Annotated in this window: 12 protein-coding genes and 1 pseudogene; 10 read left to right on the forward strand and 3 right to left on the reverse strand. The window is 51.0% G+C overall.

Going from position 1 to position 15410, the window contains the following annotated elements; translation table 11 throughout:
• Nucleotides 1-14: 14 nt before the first annotated feature.
• The 10 genes from rfbA (at nt 15) to SYN8016DRAFT_RS13850 (ending at nt 10137) form a co-directional block, all read left to right on the forward strand.
• Nucleotides 15-956 carry a glucose-1-phosphate thymidylyltransferase RfbA gene (gene rfbA, locus SYN8016DRAFT_RS13805; RefSeq protein ID WP_006855037.1) on the forward strand — a complete coding sequence of 314 codons (942 nt, stop codon included), beginning with the start codon at nt 15-17 and terminating at the stop codon, nt 954-956.
• Nucleotides 946-1563 (forward strand): dTDP-4-dehydrorhamnose 3,5-epimerase, encoded by a 618-nt coding sequence (gene rfbC, locus SYN8016DRAFT_RS13810; RefSeq protein ID WP_006855038.1) that lies wholly within the window; start codon nt 946-948, stop codon nt 1561-1563. The genes rfbA and rfbC overlap by 11 nt, the downstream gene beginning before the upstream one ends.
• Nucleotides 1564-1584: 21 nt before the next feature.
• Nucleotides 1585-2505: a dTDP-4-dehydrorhamnose reductase gene (gene rfbD / locus SYN8016DRAFT_RS13815; protein ID WP_006855039.1), complete on the forward strand. Its 921-nt coding sequence runs from the start codon at nt 1585-1587 to the stop codon at nt 2503-2505.
• The gene (locus SYN8016DRAFT_RS13820; RefSeq protein ID WP_006855040.1) at nt 2492-3847 is read left to right on the forward strand and encodes a sugar transferase; all 1356 of its coding nucleotides are present in this window, start codon (nt 2492-2494) and stop codon (nt 3845-3847) included. The genes rfbD and SYN8016DRAFT_RS13820 overlap by 14 nt, the downstream gene beginning before the upstream one ends.
• Entirely contained in the window at nt 3844-4920 is a 1077-nt protein-coding gene (rfbB, locus tag SYN8016DRAFT_RS13825) for a dTDP-glucose 4,6-dehydratase (protein WP_006855041.1), read from the forward strand. Before SYN8016DRAFT_RS13820 ends, rfbB begins: the two co-directional genes overlap by 4 nt.
• A 251-nt stretch (nt 4921-5171) precedes the next feature.
• Nucleotides 5172-5480 carry a sulfotransferase family protein gene (locus SYN8016DRAFT_RS13830; RefSeq protein WP_006855042.1) on the forward strand — a complete coding sequence of 103 codons (309 nt, stop codon included), beginning with the start codon at nt 5172-5174 and terminating at the stop codon, nt 5478-5480.
• 352 nt (nt 5481-5832) lie between these two features.
• Nucleotides 5833-6978, forward strand: a complete 1146-nt coding sequence (locus SYN8016DRAFT_RS13835) for a glycosyltransferase family 4 protein (RefSeq protein WP_006855043.1) — start codon at nt 5833-5835, stop codon at nt 6976-6978.
• Nucleotides 6979-6988: 10 nt separating this feature from the next.
• On the forward strand, nt 6989-7780 hold the full coding sequence (locus tag SYN8016DRAFT_RS13840; protein WP_006855044.1) for an ABC transporter ATP-binding protein: 792 nt from the start codon (nt 6989-6991) through the stop codon (nt 7778-7780).
• Entirely contained in the window at nt 7780-8604 is an 825-nt protein-coding gene (locus SYN8016DRAFT_RS13845; RefSeq protein ID WP_141561528.1) for an ABC transporter permease, read from the forward strand. Before SYN8016DRAFT_RS13840 ends, SYN8016DRAFT_RS13845 begins: the two co-directional genes overlap by 1 nt.
• Nucleotides 8605-8868: 264 nt before the next feature.
• A complete protein-coding gene (locus SYN8016DRAFT_RS13850) occupies nt 8869-10137 on the forward strand; it encodes a hypothetical protein (protein ID WP_006855046.1) in 1269 nt (422 codons plus the stop codon).
• Here SYN8016DRAFT_RS13850 and SYN8016DRAFT_RS13855 read toward each other — a convergent pair.
• The 3 genes and pseudogenes from SYN8016DRAFT_RS13855 to SYN8016DRAFT_RS15420 all read right to left on the reverse strand — a co-directional run.
• Nucleotides 10102-11343, reverse strand: a complete 1242-nt coding sequence (locus SYN8016DRAFT_RS13855; RefSeq protein WP_006855047.1) for a glycosyltransferase — start codon at nt 11341-11343, stop codon at nt 10102-10104. The two genes, SYN8016DRAFT_RS13850 and SYN8016DRAFT_RS13855, sit on opposite strands and share 36 nt — an antisense overlap.
• Before the next feature lie 196 nt (nt 11344-11539).
• Nucleotides 11540-13813, reverse strand: coding sequence for a tetratricopeptide repeat-containing sulfotransferase family protein (locus SYN8016DRAFT_RS14290; RefSeq protein ID WP_006855048.1), 2274 nt, complete (start codon nt 13811-13813; stop codon nt 11540-11542).
• A gap of 44 nt (nt 13814-13857) precedes the next feature.
• Nucleotides 13858-15410 (reverse strand): annotated as a pseudogene (locus SYN8016DRAFT_RS15420) (hypothetical protein); the annotation flags it as partial.

The following is a 15410-nucleotide window of genomic DNA, read 5'->3' on the forward strand; positions in this document are numbered from 1 at the left end:
TCACGATCAGATCCATGCCGCGCAAGGGAATCATTCTTGCGGGAGGCAGCGGCACAAGACTGGCCCCCCTGACCTCGGCGGTCAGCAAACAGTTGCTCCCGGTGTATGACAAGCCGATGATTCACTATCCGCTGAGCACCTTGATGCTGAGCGGAATCCGTGAGGTGCTGATCATCACCACCCCCCATGATCAAGCTGCGTTTGAGCGGTTGTTGGGGGATGGTTCCGCCTGGGGAATGACGATTCGCTATGCCATTCAGGCCAGTCCGGATGGCCTGGCCCAGGCGTTTTTGATCGGGGCTGAATTTTTGGCAGGCGCCCCTGCGGCCCTGGTGCTGGGGGACAACCTCTTCCATGGCCATGAATTGATCCCCCAGCTGCAGTCCGCCGCCGTCCAGGCCAGCGGAGGCACCGTGTTTGCTTACCCCGTTAGTGATCCAGAGCGCTATGGCGTGGTGGAGTTTGATGCCAACGGTTGTGCCTTGCGCATTGAAGAAAAGCCGAAACAACCGCGCAGTCGTTATGCCGTGACCGGGCTCTATTTCTATGACGCTTCCGTGGTGGATCGGGCCCGGTTGGTTCAACCTTCAGCGCGCGGGGAGCTGGAGATCACCAGCCTGAATCAGATGTACCTCGAGGATGGACTTCTCAATGTGGAGTTGATGGGTCGCGGGATGGCTTGGCTTGATACAGGAACGTTTGATTCCTTGCAGGAAGCAGGCTCTTACATCCGTACCCTCGAGCAGCGCCAGGGCTTGAAAGTGGGATGTCCGGAGGAGGTGGCCTGGCGGCAGGGCTGGATTGATGCGGCCCAGCTCGAACGCTTGGCACAACCGCTCATGAAGAGTGGCTATGGCGCCTATTTGCTGCAAATGCTGCAGGAGGCCACAGGAGAACACGTTGTGTTGCAGCGCAATTTGGAGCAAAGGATGGGTCAGGAGCAGCATGCGGGTTGATCGGTTAACGGGGCTCAACGGCAAGGAGCTCGATGGGCCGTTGCTGATCACGCCCCAGGTGTTTGGTGATGATCGGGGCTTCTTCTTTGAGAGCTGGAACGAGCAGCGCTTTCGCGATGCGCTAGTGGATGCAGGCACGCCTTTTGAGGAAGCGGATGCCATCCGTTTCCGTCAGGACAATCACTCCAGCTCTTGCAAAGGGGTTTTGCGTGGTTTGCATTACCAGCTTCCGCCCGAGCCCCAGGGCAAGCTCGTGCGTTGCAGTCTTGGGGCCATTTTTGATGTAGCGGTTGATCTGCGCGCTCACTCTCCGACCTATGGCCAGTGGGTCTCTGCTGAGCTGAGTGCTGCCAATCAGCAGCAACTGTGGGTGCCAGTGGGGTTTGCCCATGGGTTTCTCACCCTCAGCGACAGGGCTGAGGTGCAATACAAGGCCAGTGGGTTTTGGAATCGTGCGTGCGAACGGAGCTTGTCTTGGGCTGATCTCAGCCTCAACGTGGCCTGGCCACTGGATCAGATCGGTGTAAAAACGCCCTTGCTGGCAGAGAAGGATGCGGCAGCGCCCGGTTTGGCAGAGCTTGCGTCGTCTGGTGAGGTGTTTGGGTGAGCTTGCGATGAGGAGGTCAGGATGAAAGTGTTGTTGACCGGCTCCACTGGCCAGCTGGGGCAGGTGCTGCGGCGTTCCCTCCCTCAGGTCATCAAGGACGCGCCGCTTGAGCTGATCGCCACCAGTCGCCAGGGGGGGGAGGGAATGATTGCTCTCGATCTTGGTGATGGGGAAGCCTGCCGGGCGGCCGTGATGGAGCACAGGCCCGACTGGGTGCTCAATGCTGGGGCTTATACCGCTGTGGATCGCGCCGAAACCGACTCTGAACTGGCCCATCGCGTGAATGGGGCAGCTCCGCGCGCCTTCGCTGAGGCTTTGTCGAGGACTGGTGGCCGCTTGCTGCAGGTCAGCACTGACTTTGTGTTTAGCGGTGATCAGGGCCATCCCTATCAACCGGAGCAGGCCCGTGCGCCCCTGGGGGTGTATGGAGCATCGAAGGCCTTAGGTGAGCAGGCTGTTGAAGAGCTGCTCGGTTTCGGTGCTGATGGGCATGGCGCGATCCTGCGCACCAGCTGGGTGTACGGCGCCGTTGGCAAAAACTTCCTGCTCACGATGCTGCGCCTCCATCGCGAGCAGGCCAGCCAGGGGGAGTCGTTGGCGGTGGTGGCGGATCAGGTGGGTTGCCCCACCTCCACCCTCGGTTTGGCGGCTGCCTGTGGGGCTTTGATCGAGCGTGATTTGAGTGGTGTGCTGCATTGGAGCGATGCGGGTGCCGCGAGCTGGTACGACTTCGCGGTGGCGATTGGTGAGCTGGCCCAGGCCGAGGGCTTGCTGGAGCAGCCTGCGCCGGTCCGTCCCCTCAGCACCAAGGACTACCCCACGCCTGCCCGTCGACCGGCCTACTCCCTGTTGGATTGCAGCAGCAGCCGCGTGCAACTTGGCCTCACTCCCCAACATTGGCGGGCGGCATTGCAAGAGGTGATCAGCAATGTTGGGGCCTGATCCACGCACTACGTTGGTTTGGGCCTTGCTGCTCGATTGGCTGGGGCAGCTTCTGATCCTCGCGCTGATTGTTTGGATTCCTCCGGCCTTGGATTGGTCGATTGGTGGCACGCAGCTGGCGGGTCAGTACCCCTGGATCCTTTTTTGCGTTCTGCTCTATCCCCTGTTGGGCTGGTTGTTCGGCAGCTACACCGTGCTGCATTGGCGTCGCTTGCCGATGCTGGTCTTGATTCAGCGTTTGTTGTTAACGGCCGCGGCCACCCTGGCGGCTGTGGCGATCGCGCGCTGGTTGATCAATCCCGGAGAAGAGGTGTGGTTGGTGTATCGCCGCGTGCAGGTGGTTTGGCTTGTCTCGCTCAGCGGCTGGTCTCTTCTGGTTCGCCTTGGTTTGCGTCAAGGGATGCTGTTGCCCGATACCCCGCGGTTGCTGTTGCTGGCGGGCGACGAGGAACGGGATCGGGTGCTTCAGGCCTGGCGGCGGGTGCCCCAGAGGGAACGGTTGCGCCCGATTCAGCCCCAACAGCTGGAGGCTGAACTCAGCCGCTTGGACGTGGCCATGGTCTTAACCCTCTCGCCCAAGATTCACCGTGATCCGGCCCTGCGCTCCGTGTTCCAACACCTGGAAACGGCTGATCCGCGCTGGATCCGGGTGGTGTCACCGGAGCGTTTATTTGAAGCCATGCAGGAACGCTTGCCGCCGGCCCTGCTTGCGGAGCAGGGCTTGAACTACGACGATCTTCCTTGGGCTGTCACGTTCAGCATTCAGGCCCAGCTCAAACGGGCGGCCGATTTTTTGGTGGCAGCGTTGCTGCTGCTGCTCACCTCGCCGCTGATCGCGTTGGCGGCGTTGCTGATCTGGTGGGACGACCGTGGACCGATTTTTTACGTTCAAGAGCGCAGTGGCTGGCTTGGCCGTCCCTTCACGGTGCTGAAGCTGCGCACCATGGCCGTGCAGTCGCCTGGGTCCCCTGCTACCTGGACGCAGCTTGGTGATCGCCGCATTACTCGGGTGGGGGGGTGGTTGCGCCGGGTGCGTTTGGATGAGTTGCCTCAGTTGCTCAATGTGCTCAACGGTGAGATGAGCTTGATCGGCCCAAGGCCTGAGCGCCCCGAGCTTGAGGAGGAGCTGGAACAACACATCCCCCACTACCGCAAACGGCATTGGATGCGGCCAGGGTTAAGTGGCTGGGCTCAGGTCTGCGCTCCCTATGCCAGCAGTATCGAAGATTCCGATCTCAAGCTCTCTTATGACCTTTATTACTTACGGCACTTCAGCACTTGGTTGGATTTGATGATTTTGTTCCGAACGATCAAAACGGTTCTCAAGGCGGGAGGGCGATGAGTATGCAACGGGTTTTGGTCACCGGTGGTGCTGGTTTTATTGGCGGGGCGGTGGTGCGCCGGTTGCTTTCCGAGAGCAAGGCTGTGGTGTTCAACCTCGACAAAGTGGGTTACGCCAGCGATTGCAGTGGCATCGAGGCCACCCTTCAGGGTTTGGGCTCGGATGCCAGGGATCGCTATCGCTTCATGCGCGTGGATCTGGCCGATGGGGAAGCCACAGCGGCTGCGTTTCGGGAGGCAGATCCTGGCCTGGTGATGCATTTGGCGGCTGAAAGCCATGTGGACCGATCGATTGACGGCCCGGCTGCGTTCCTTTCCAGTAACGTAATCGGTACGTTTTCGTTGCTAGAGGCGGCGCGAGCCCATTGGTCCGCTCTTCCTCAGGAGCGGCAGCAGGGCTTTCGCTTCCATCACATCAGCACCGATGAGGTGTTTGGCTCTCTGGGGGCTACGGGTCGGTTCTCAGAAACCACCCCCTACGACCCGCGCAGCCCTTACTCGGCGACCAAGGCTGCCAGCGACCATTTGGTGATGGCCTGGCATCACACCTACGGCTTGCCGGTGGTGCTGACCAATTGCAGCAACAACTTTGGGCCTTGGCAATTTCCTGAAAAGCTGATCCCGGTGGTGATCCTTAAGGCGCTGGGGGGAGAGCCGATCCCTCTCTATGGGGACGGCGCCAATGTGCGCGATTGGTTGTTTGTGGAGGACCATGTGGATGCCCTGTTGCTGGCGGCTACCGAGGGCGTGCCTGGCGAGAGCTATTGCGTGGGCGGCCATGGCGAGCGCACGAACAAACAAGTGGTGGAGGCCATTTGCGCGCTTCTCGATCAGTTGCGGCCTGCCGGGGCACCCCATGCTCGCTTGATCACCTCGGTGGCCGATCGGCCCGGCCATGACCGCCGCTACGCCATTGACCCCTCCCGTATCAGCGGTGAGTTGGGCTGGCAGCCGCGCCATGGGTTTGCTGAGGGCTTGGAGGCAACGGTGCGTTGGTATGTCGATCACCTTGATTGGTGCCATAGCGTTCGGGAGCGGGCTGGTTACGGCGGAGAGAGGATTGGTCAGGGTTGAGGCTTGGTCGTCATTAGGCATTCCTCGTTTTCAAATAGCTAAGCGATTCGTGATAATGCTTTGGCTGTATATGTAGGCGTAAATATTCAAATGCTCGGCTCATTTAAAGCTAGTCAATGATGGGCTTTTGTTTGATCAGTGCAGGCCGCGGTCAATTTGAAAGTCCTCAAATCCGTTGAGGTTGATAAATCTAGAACTGGCTTTCGGGATGATTAGGCGTACGATTTTGGTCGCTTGGGTTTCTGTGGAATATGGCGTCTTCCCCTCTCGTTCTTGTGCTGGGGATGTATCGCAGCGGAACCTCATTGCTTGGAGGTGTGCTTCAGCACTTGGGCTTAGCCCTTCCCGGTGAGGTGATTGCTGCTGATCAACACAATCCTGCGGGCTATTTCGAGTGGGATCAGATCGTGGAGATTCAGGAGCGTCTCCTGATCGATCTGGAGCGCTGGTGGCCCTCAGCACAAGGTTGCTTGCCTCTTCCTTCCCTTTGGTTTGAGCATCCTCCTGTGGCTCTGGACAATCCTTTTCCTTTGCCGAGCTTCGTGAACTGGTTGAAGTAGAGAAAGGAATTCTGCTCTTGGAAGTTCACTTGTTTAAGACGCTGCTGTTTTTGAGTTCTGACCACCTCAACTGGGGCGCGATGTCGGTGAGTGGTCTGCTGTGGTGGTGAGCATGCCACGAAGCAGGTTGGATTGATGAGGCACCTAACAGTGGTCTCAAGCAAATGGAAGCGGTCTGGGAGTTGGTGGATGATGATGCCTTCAGCGACGGCGCCGTTGGAGTAGTAAGTGCATAGATCAGGCCATCAGCTGCTTTTTGCCACTCTGATGGCGCATTCCGCAAGATGTCAGCAAGGCCTATGTCGAGCACACTTCAGACGCCCCAACCCTGAATTGCGTTGCCTACTAGCCCTTGATTGACACCGCCGACCAACTCCTGCGCGAATGGCCTCCCGGCTACGGCGGAGTGGAGCGCGTTGTGCACGAATTGGCTTCCATCTGGGGTGGAACGGTCTACAGCTTTGATGTGCAGGCGCGTTCCAAACATGAGCATGACGCCCTGCCGGTGGGCTACGGGCGCAGGGTGTTGCCCTGCAGTTTTTCCATGGGGCGCATGGTCATTCCTTTGCCCTCTCGAGGGCTCTGGTCCATGGTCTGGTCCAGGCGTCCCCTGCATGGACACCTGCCGTCTCCAGGGGTTTTGCTGGCCCTCCTGCTTGCGCGAGTGGTGCATCCGCGCCGTTGGGTCAGTGCGCATTGGCACTCCTTTCTTGAACCGGGGCCTGGCTTGGAGGGGCGGATGTTTGTTGTGTACCAGTCGCTGGTGCTGCGGCTGCTCCCGTGGTTTTCCGCTGTGGTCACCACGTCTCCAGTGTTGGCGCAGGAGCTGGTGCGTTGTGGCTGCAGGCAGCAGCAGGTGCAGGTGTTGCCCTGCTGCCTCAGCGAGGAGCAGGAGTGCCAGGCCTTGGCGATTCCGGCCCGTCGCATGCAGCAGGGAGATCCCTTGCGCCTGATTTTTATTGGCCGTTTGGACAGCTACAAGCGCCTGGATTGGTTGTTGCGGTCCCTTGCGGCTTTAAAGGCCCCTTGGCAGTTGGCTGTGCTGGGTGATGGCCCCAGGCGGCAGGCTTTTGAAGCGCTGAGCCTCAGCTTGTTTGGGCCCCAAGCTCCGGTGCGGTTTTACGGTCGTGTGGATGAAGCCAGCAAATTGGCGCAACTGGCGCTGGCGGATCTGCTGGTGCTGCCCTCAGACCGTTGCAACGAGGCGTTTGGGATTGTGCAGCTAGAGGCGATGGCGGCGGGGATTCCTGCGTTGGCGTTTCAGCGGCATCGCTCCGGGATGGGCTGGGTGGCGCAGCTGCCAGCGCTGGTTTGGAAGCAAACCCCAGAAGCCCTTCCTGCAGTGCTGGAAAGGCTTGCTAGCGATCGGGCCCTGCTCAGCCAGCTGGGTACGCAATCCCGGGAGCGATACCAGCAGCTGTTTGCACGCCAGATTTGGATGCATCGGTTGCATGAGCTCTTGCCCCATTCCGCTGAGCGCAAGGTTTCTGGAAGGTAATCTGCTGCCGATGTCCCAGTCCGATTCGCCACTCACTCCTCTCACGGCACCTGAGCAGAGGCCCGTGGTGTTGCACATGGAACATGTGCGCCTAGAAATTCCTGTGTTCACCAATGAAACCAGGAGTCTTAAGTCGGTCTTGATCCGCTCGGTGACGGGCGGAAAGTTGAGTCGCAGGCGTGGTGGGGCTGTGGTCACGGCTCTGCAGGATGTGTCCTGCTCGATTCGAGAAGGAGAGCGCATTGCTCTGATCGGCCATAACGGGGCCGGTAAATCCACTTTTTTGCGGATGATTTCCGGGATTTATCAGCACACGTCAGGGCTGTTTGAGTCAAAGGTTCGCGTGTTCCCCATGATTCATAAAAGCTTCATTACCAGTCCTGAGCTCAGTGGTTTGCAGGCGGTGAAAGCCCACTACCTCATGGTGAATGGCAACCTGCGCGGTTTTTCTGCTTTTTGCGATGACGTGGTGGAATTTTCCGGTTTGGGCGATTTTGTGCGCTTACCGATTAAGACCTATAGCCAAGGCATGGAGGCGCGCTTGTTGTTTGCCTTGCTAACAGCCTGCAGCCACGATTGTTTGGCGATGGATGAGGGCTTTGGTGCTGGAGACAGCAGCTTTTATGAGCGCGCCCAGGCGCGACTGCATGAGTTTCTGGCCACGACTGGAACGTTGCTGCTGGCCTCCCATTCCGATGAATTGCTGAAGCGCTTTTGTACGCGCGGTTTGGTGTTTCAGGAAGGATCGATTGCTTTTGATGGCCCTCTCGATCAAGCGCTCAAGTTTTATCACCGCCCATGATGTCGTCCTCCGTGCCACCACTTTCATCCGGGGCTCGGCCCGCCAGTGTGAAACGCACCCTGCGTGATGCCTGGAAGTTACGGCGCGTTTGGTGGTTTACAGCCACAGCACGCACCCAAGCCCGATTCGTGCGCACCCTGCTGGGTAGCTTTTGGCTTGGTCTCTCGAATTTGTTTTCGATTGCCGTGTTGGCATCGGTGTACCGATATGTTTTTAAGGTGGAAGATTTCAGCCAGTATGTAGTGCTATTGGGGCTAGGTCTTGTGATCTGGAACAGCATTAGTGCGGCTGTGATTGATGCGCCAAATTTGTTTGAACATAACCAGTCGCATGTGCATAACACCAACATAAACCCGATCTTTTATCCGTTAGAAGAATGGGCCTTTCAGTTACAGACCTTTGTGCAGTCGTTTCTGATGGTGGTGATTGCTTTGAGCTATTTCCAGCACACGCTGCTTTTGCATTTAGTGGTGAGTGGTTGGTTGCCAATTTTTAACCTGTTTTTATTTTTATTTTGGTTTCCGTTGCTGATTTGCCTCGTAGGTGCACGGTTTCGTGATCTCTATCAATTGGTCCCAATCGCCATGCAATTGGTGTTTTTGCTGTCACCGATTCTGTACCGCAAGGAAAACTTGGGCCCTAGTGTTTGGATCGCAAATTTCAATCCCTTCTACCGAGTACTCAGTCCGATTCGCCATACGTTGATGACTGGAGAAGTGCAGTGGGGAGTAGGACTTGCTTTACTCCTCATTAATGCGATTGGAGTTTGGTACGCCGTACGGCGTTTGAATCATGAGCGCCCTAACCTTCCATTCCTAATTTAGATGATTTTGGCTTGAGTTTTAGTCCTTTGTTTCCATGATTGATTGGTGAAAATTTCTTGATCATTGTGATCATCCACTTAATGGTGTCTATTCTTTTCTTTTGACAATGTTAATACTTGCCACGAGTTTTTGCTGCTTTCTCTGTTTCCTAGTATGTGCCCAGGATGTAACGCAGGCTTGATTCATGAATGAAGGCGGCATGTTTTCGGTAGGTAACTTTGGTTGAAGCAGGCTAAAATTGTGGAGATATTTGCTGTTGGGTGAATGAACATTCTTTTTGTTCATGGAAATTATCCTGCTCAATTTGTGCATATTGCCCAGTCATTAGCAAACTCAGGTCATCAAGTCATTTATCTGACCCAAAAAAAGAATCCAGAGGTGTGGCCCATTAAAGGGGTGGAAGTACGTCGTTTCGATTGTCATCGCCAGCCGTCACCCCAGACCCATCAATATTTAACGAGTACTGAGCACTCGGTCTTAAGAGGCCAGGCTGTCACACGAGAAATTGCAAGACTGATTAAAGAAGGATTTACTCCAAACCTGATCTTTTTTCATGTTGGTAATGGTTTTGGATTGTTTTTACGTCAACTTGTACCTCATACCTTGGTGGTCGGTTATACGGAATGGTGGTTTCATGATCAGCAGAGTCGTTGGCTGTTTGATGACTACTCTTTTGATCGAAGGTTATTGGTGTCGATGCGCAATGGTGTTGTTCTTCAGGAATTGGAGATATGTGATAGGTGCGTGACACCAACCCAATGGCAGTGGGAACAATTTCCAGCTGCGTATCGTTCAAAAATAGATGTGGTCTTTGATGGTGTTGACACAAATCTGTTTCAACCACGCATGATTACATCTGATTTATTGTTGGCAGGAGATGCTCTGGAGGAGCCACTTTGTATTCCGCAAGATGCAATTGTTCTCAGCTATGCCACGCGGGGAATGGAGCCTCTGAGAGGGTTTCCAGAATTTATGCGTATGCTCCCTCTCTTGCTTGAGCGCTTTCCAGGCTTGCAGGTTGTGATCGCGGGTATTGATCGTGCTGCCTATAGCTTTAAGGCCCCTGATTGCGATGGTTCCTGGAAGAAATATATGCTTGCTGAATTAGAAGATTTTCCTGGCTTGGATCGTGTTCACTTTACCGGCTCTCTCGTTTATCGCGATTATCAGTTGCTGCTGTGCCGTAGTGACTTACATGTGTATTTCACGCGCCCTTATGTTACAAGTTGGGGTCTATTCCAGGCGGCTGCGAGTGGGGCTCATTTAATGGTGAATCGCGATCCAGCTACAACTTATGTTTTGAAGGAGCACCAAGCGCTTTGGGTTGATCTGGATGATCAGGATGCTCTCGCTCAGTCAGCGGCAGAATGGTTGGTTGGAGCTAAGGCGCGTCGGCAGACCCAACGTCAGAGTTTACTATTGCCGGAATGGGAGCTGAAGTCGTGTTTAAGCTCGTGGAGAGATTTGCTTAATGAATTGGTGGTTTCTGCTGCATCATCAAGGCAGAGCGCCCCCAGCAGCGAGATCAATTAAGGAGAGTTGGAGCGGCAAGCAGCGTTGAAGACTAAAGTGACGCTCGATTTCAGTACGTGCATTGCGTCCGAGCTCAGCAGCTAAGTCACGATTTTGGAGTAGTTCAGCTGTAGCATCTGCCAGCTGGTCTGGTGAGAAGAAATCCACAAGAAGACCATGTTGCTCATGTTCAATGACTTCCTCAATGGGTGGTGTTTTTGAACCCACAACAGCACAACCGCAGCTCATCGCCTCAAGTAAGCTCCAGCTCAGGATAAATGGGTAACTCAGATACACGTGAGCAGCGGATAGTTGCAGTAAATGTAGAAGAGCTTGATGGCTAAGTACACCTGTAAAATGAACGTTTTTTGGATTGTATTGCCCATTAATTTCAGCGAAAAGCATGTCTTCCCATTCTCCGTTAGGGCATTTTGCTCCGTAGCTCACTCCTTGAAGTGAGCCCACTATGATGATTTGAACATTGGGAACAAGTTTTTGCAATAATGGGATTGACCGTGTAAATGTATGACATCCTCGATAGGGTTCAAAACTTCGATTGACGAAGGTTACGATTGGATCTCCATTTCGTAATTGAGTTCCGTCACTTAATTGGAGTGGTAAAGCATTGAAATTGGGTTTTGCAAGATTTGTATCGATTCCATCATGAATCACGCTAATTTTTGGTTGCCAACATGTTGGAAATGTACTGCGCTGAAATTGAGTGGGGGTGACATTCCAGCTACTGGCCTCAAGTGCTAACAAAGTATTTGCATTTTTCGTTCTAATCTTTGCCCTCTCCTTCCAACTAGAGTCTGTCTTAAATTCGGGGTCAAAGTCACAATCACTGTGATCAATATTGTAAAAAAATTCTTGATAACAAAGCAAAGGTGTGTTTTGCCATACATCCCGCAGAAACAGAGCTTCCCCCCATCCAGGATGAGCACAAATCAGGTCTGGTTGAAACCCTTTTCCCTTTAATTGATGGGCTGCTTCTGCGCACGCTTGGGCTCGTATTAACTTACTTTCAAAATCCATCATCAGTGGATCAATCTCTTTGCTATTGCCACGATGCAGCTTGTATTGCACCACAGAAACTCTATCTGAAAGTTGACTTTTTGGTTTATTGATCGTTAAAGCTACGAGCTGATGATTCCCTTGTGCCACTAAAGCATTCACAATGTTGACGTATTGACTAGGAAAATTTTGATGTACAAAAAGAATTTTCATGGCTGAGTGTGCACACTTTGCAGAAAATAAGTGGTTACATAGGCGACATATTAGGCTTCATTGCTGCATGTTTTCCCAATAGTTATCGCATTATCTGTTTTCTTGATCTATTATTGGAAACAAGCATCAATAGGTTAAAAGGGTTGATTGAGCAGCGCTAATAAGCTCTTAGGCTGTTGAATTAAAATTCGCATTTTTAATCATAAGCTAATCTTTGATCCTTTGAGTAAAAAGCGACAGAATCCATGTTAAAAACATTAATCATTGGCGCTAGTTCTTCTTCAAAGCGCTTCCATTTGCTTGATGAAGTCTTGTACATCTTTTTTCGAACCTGGGTTATTGAAGCTGTTCGCACGGAGCGTTCTAATTCGTGAAATGAAAGTGTGGCTGGATCCCAAGCTAATCCACAATAGTTTAATAACTTTCTTGTCATTAACTCTTGATTCTCAACAAGATCTTCATACCAAAATTCAAACATGGGAATCTCAAGGGTCCTCCAATGTTGCATCATTCTATGGTAGTCATTGATTTGTTTGCCGATGTGTTCTAAGTCGCAGCTGTAACCTAAACCACCATACTTTGCTTCAAAATTCTGTTGGTAGTTAGATAAACCAGTATCACGTGGATCTCGCATGACATGAATGATTGGAGACTCTGGAAATAGCAAATGAATAAGTCCCACATTCATAAAATTATGCGGCATTTTGTCTGTTATAAAATTTAGATGATTTGGATTGTCTGGCAAGTTGTTAATATAGGCGTTAGCCATCGATATCAGCTGATCACGCGATATTTCACCTAGGCAAAACGGATAAAATTTCTCTAGATTCGGATAGTTTTGTTTGATTTGCGAGGTGATTCTGGTCAATGTATCCAGCTCTCCACATGGAAGCACATCAGCATGGGCTCCTATGATCGTCTCCGTTAATGTTGTACCGGATCTGGGCATGCCAACGATAAAGATTGGCTTTGGTTTGCTTTTTGGCAGTTTCTTATGTTGCAGGAATATTCCAGTCTTATAATTATTAATTGTATAATTTACTTTAATCGTGAAGCTTTTTGGTTTGTATTTAATACTTTCTGCCATAAGTTCATTTCCTCTTTTGAGGTAGCGAAAACTTTCCTTGCTGTTTTTTTGCTTGTCATAGCATTTTGATAATGCAAAATTAATGGAACTTTGAAGAGTTACTGGTAACAATGGATTTCCCAAAGCTAGATTTAGCCTTTCAATGATCTTTTCTGACGGATCATGGTTGCCAGCATTAATAAGTGATGCAAGTGCGAAAATATTAGCGCTAGAAAGCTTAAGTAAATAGTCTTGTGAGGCCTCAATGTCGCCTAGTAGTAAGTGTATCCGTGATTTTAGTGCTAAGGTAGTGGCATCATCATTATCAATCGCTGACAAGCACTCTAGGGCTTGTGTTTCTTTACCCTCGGCTAGATATATATTCACTTCTGCTATCACGTTTCTGTTGATCTGGCTGGACGTCTCTATAGTTTGTAGAAGTGTTCTTGCTTCTTCGCAGAAGCCAAGCTCAGTGAGAATACCTACCTTTAAAAGAATCAGTGAATCTCCAGGTTCTGTAATGAACGCGAGGATTTGGTTGGTTAACGCAAGCGCTTTTATATTTAACTTGCGACTCCTTAATAACTCTATTAAGTTTAGACGATAGTTGACTTGTGCTACGTGTGTTTTGCTTTGAGGAAGATCTGACTGCTTTATCTTGATGATTTCTGTGAAATCATCAAGTTTTGAACGCAGAAATGTAATCGCTGCTGAGTCCATGTTAAAACGCACATATGTATTGAACAACGATAGTTGATATTGAATATTATCTGGTTCATTTTCTGCTTTTGTTTGTAGCTCTGAAATGATCTCATCTCCTTTGTTTAATTGTGCTGAAACCTGAATTTTTGACTGGTTGGCTTGTGGGTGATCTGGTTGAAGGTTTAAACACTGTTCGTAAGCTACTAGTGCGTCCTCAAATTTCAGAAGTCTGACTAGTGCACCTCCTTGATTGTTGTAGTGATCGGCTCTTTCTGGTTCAAGACTTATGGCTTGTTGGTATGCTTCTAAGGCTTCTGAATAGTTGCCAATTAATAGATTCGCCGTGCCATAGCGACTGTAATAAGTACCATTCTTTTCATCTTCTGGCGTGTCTTTTAAAAATTCCAATGCTTTTGATGGGTCTCCGCCAAGAATTTCGAGTAGTGATAGCTCACAAGTGACTAGCTCTTGATATTTATAAGAAAAATTTCTTAGGTGTAAGAAATTAGAGTCCGCAATGCTTAGAGTTGGCAATATCTTTCGCTTAGCAATACAATAAATGAGCAAAATCTCAGGTGATACTTTTTTGTCTTGTTGACTTACTTCGCCGAACTCCTTATTGATTTTGTTGAGTATGTTTTCGTAGTCTTCATCATGTAGTAACCGGACTAATTGTTTGATCTGGGCTTTTGATGCAGACATAAAAAACCCGGCAAAGCCGGGTTGTAAACATTAGTTTAAAGTGATCAGATAACTACGATGTCTGAAGCATTGAAGTTGCCTAATGCGATCGTCTGAGAATTCGTGGTCGCGTTCTCAGTGAAGATAGCCTCTTTATCGCCGGCGAGGTAATCAATTTTACTAATGCTGTAGACATAAAGTCCAGCGTCAGGACCCTGATTATCCAGGAAAAGTACCTTACCACTAACAGTGCCTGACGCGTTGCCATTGACAGATACAAGCCTGAAGATGTCTTGTCTTGCAGTAATCCAATCATTTCCAGAGACGAGCGGTGACCCAGGCTGACCTAGATTTGCTGTTGTAGTAGACCCGATACGGGCAGTAACCGAGCTAACAACTCCTTCGGATGTCGAGGCTCCGATTAACCAATTGATGCCTGTCAGAGCAGAGGTTGGAGTTCCGGTGCCAGTTGTTATGAAATAATTACCAAGGATTAATGTGTCAATTTCAGCTTCAAAGTCGGTAAGCTCAACGGTACCACCATTCCAGAGTTGGAATGTGTCTGCGCCTTCGCCGCCCAAGATTGTTGCATCTTCAACCTGGGTTCCATCGAAGGCAATGACGTCGTTGCCTGCTCCACCATCGATGACGGTGTCAACATCAGCTGATGATGCGTTATTGAAGGTTGAATTGTAGAGAGGCGTCTCAATGTTGAGTTCTCCCAAGATGATAGCGTCATCACCCTTATCACCAGCAATGACGCTATCGGTGATGTTTATGAAGAACGCAGGGCTGATAGTGTCATTTCCTTGCCCACCCCTGATAGATGAAGATTCAATATCGCTTCTAAAGTCAATGACGTCATTGTCGGCATTGCCGTTAACAGCGACGCCATCTAAAAGCCCAAGGGAAAGTGTATCTTCCCCATCGTTGCCTTCAATTGATCCTCCAGTCAGAAAAGCATTAACTGTGGAAATGCTGTCATTGCCATCACCACCTATGACGGAAGAGTTAAAGAGATCGGCTTCTAATCCGAAAACGTCATCACCCTTATCACCAGCAATGACGCTATCGGTGATGGTAATGGAGTCATCAATAAAAGAGCTAATAGTGTCATTTCCTTGACCACCCCTGATAGATGAAGATTCAATATTCCCTCTAAGGTCAATGACGTCATTGTCGGCATTGCCGTTAACAGCTACGCTATCTAAAAGCCCAAGGGAAAGTGAATCTTCTCCATTGTTACCTTCAATTGATCCTCCAGTCACAAAAGCATTTTCTGTGGAAATGATGTCATTGCCATCACCACCTATGACGGAAGAGTTAAAGAGACCGGCTTCTAATCCGATTACGTCATCACCCTTATCACCAGAAATGACGCTATCGATGATGGCAATGGAGTCATCAATAAAAGAGCTAATAATGTCATCCCCTTGACCACCCTCGATAGATGAAGAGACAATATTCCCTCTAAGGTCAATGGCGTCATTGTCGGCATTGCCGTTAACAGCTACGCTATCTAAAAGCCCAAGGGAAAGTGAATCTTCTCCATCGTTGCCTTCAATTGATCCTCCAGTCAGAAAAGCATTAACTGTGGAAATGCTGTCATTGCCATCAC

The sequence above is a fragment of the Synechococcus sp. WH 8016 genome (assembly GCF_000230675.1).
GTDB lineage: Bacteria > Cyanobacteriota > Cyanobacteriia > PCC-6307 > Cyanobiaceae > Synechococcus_C.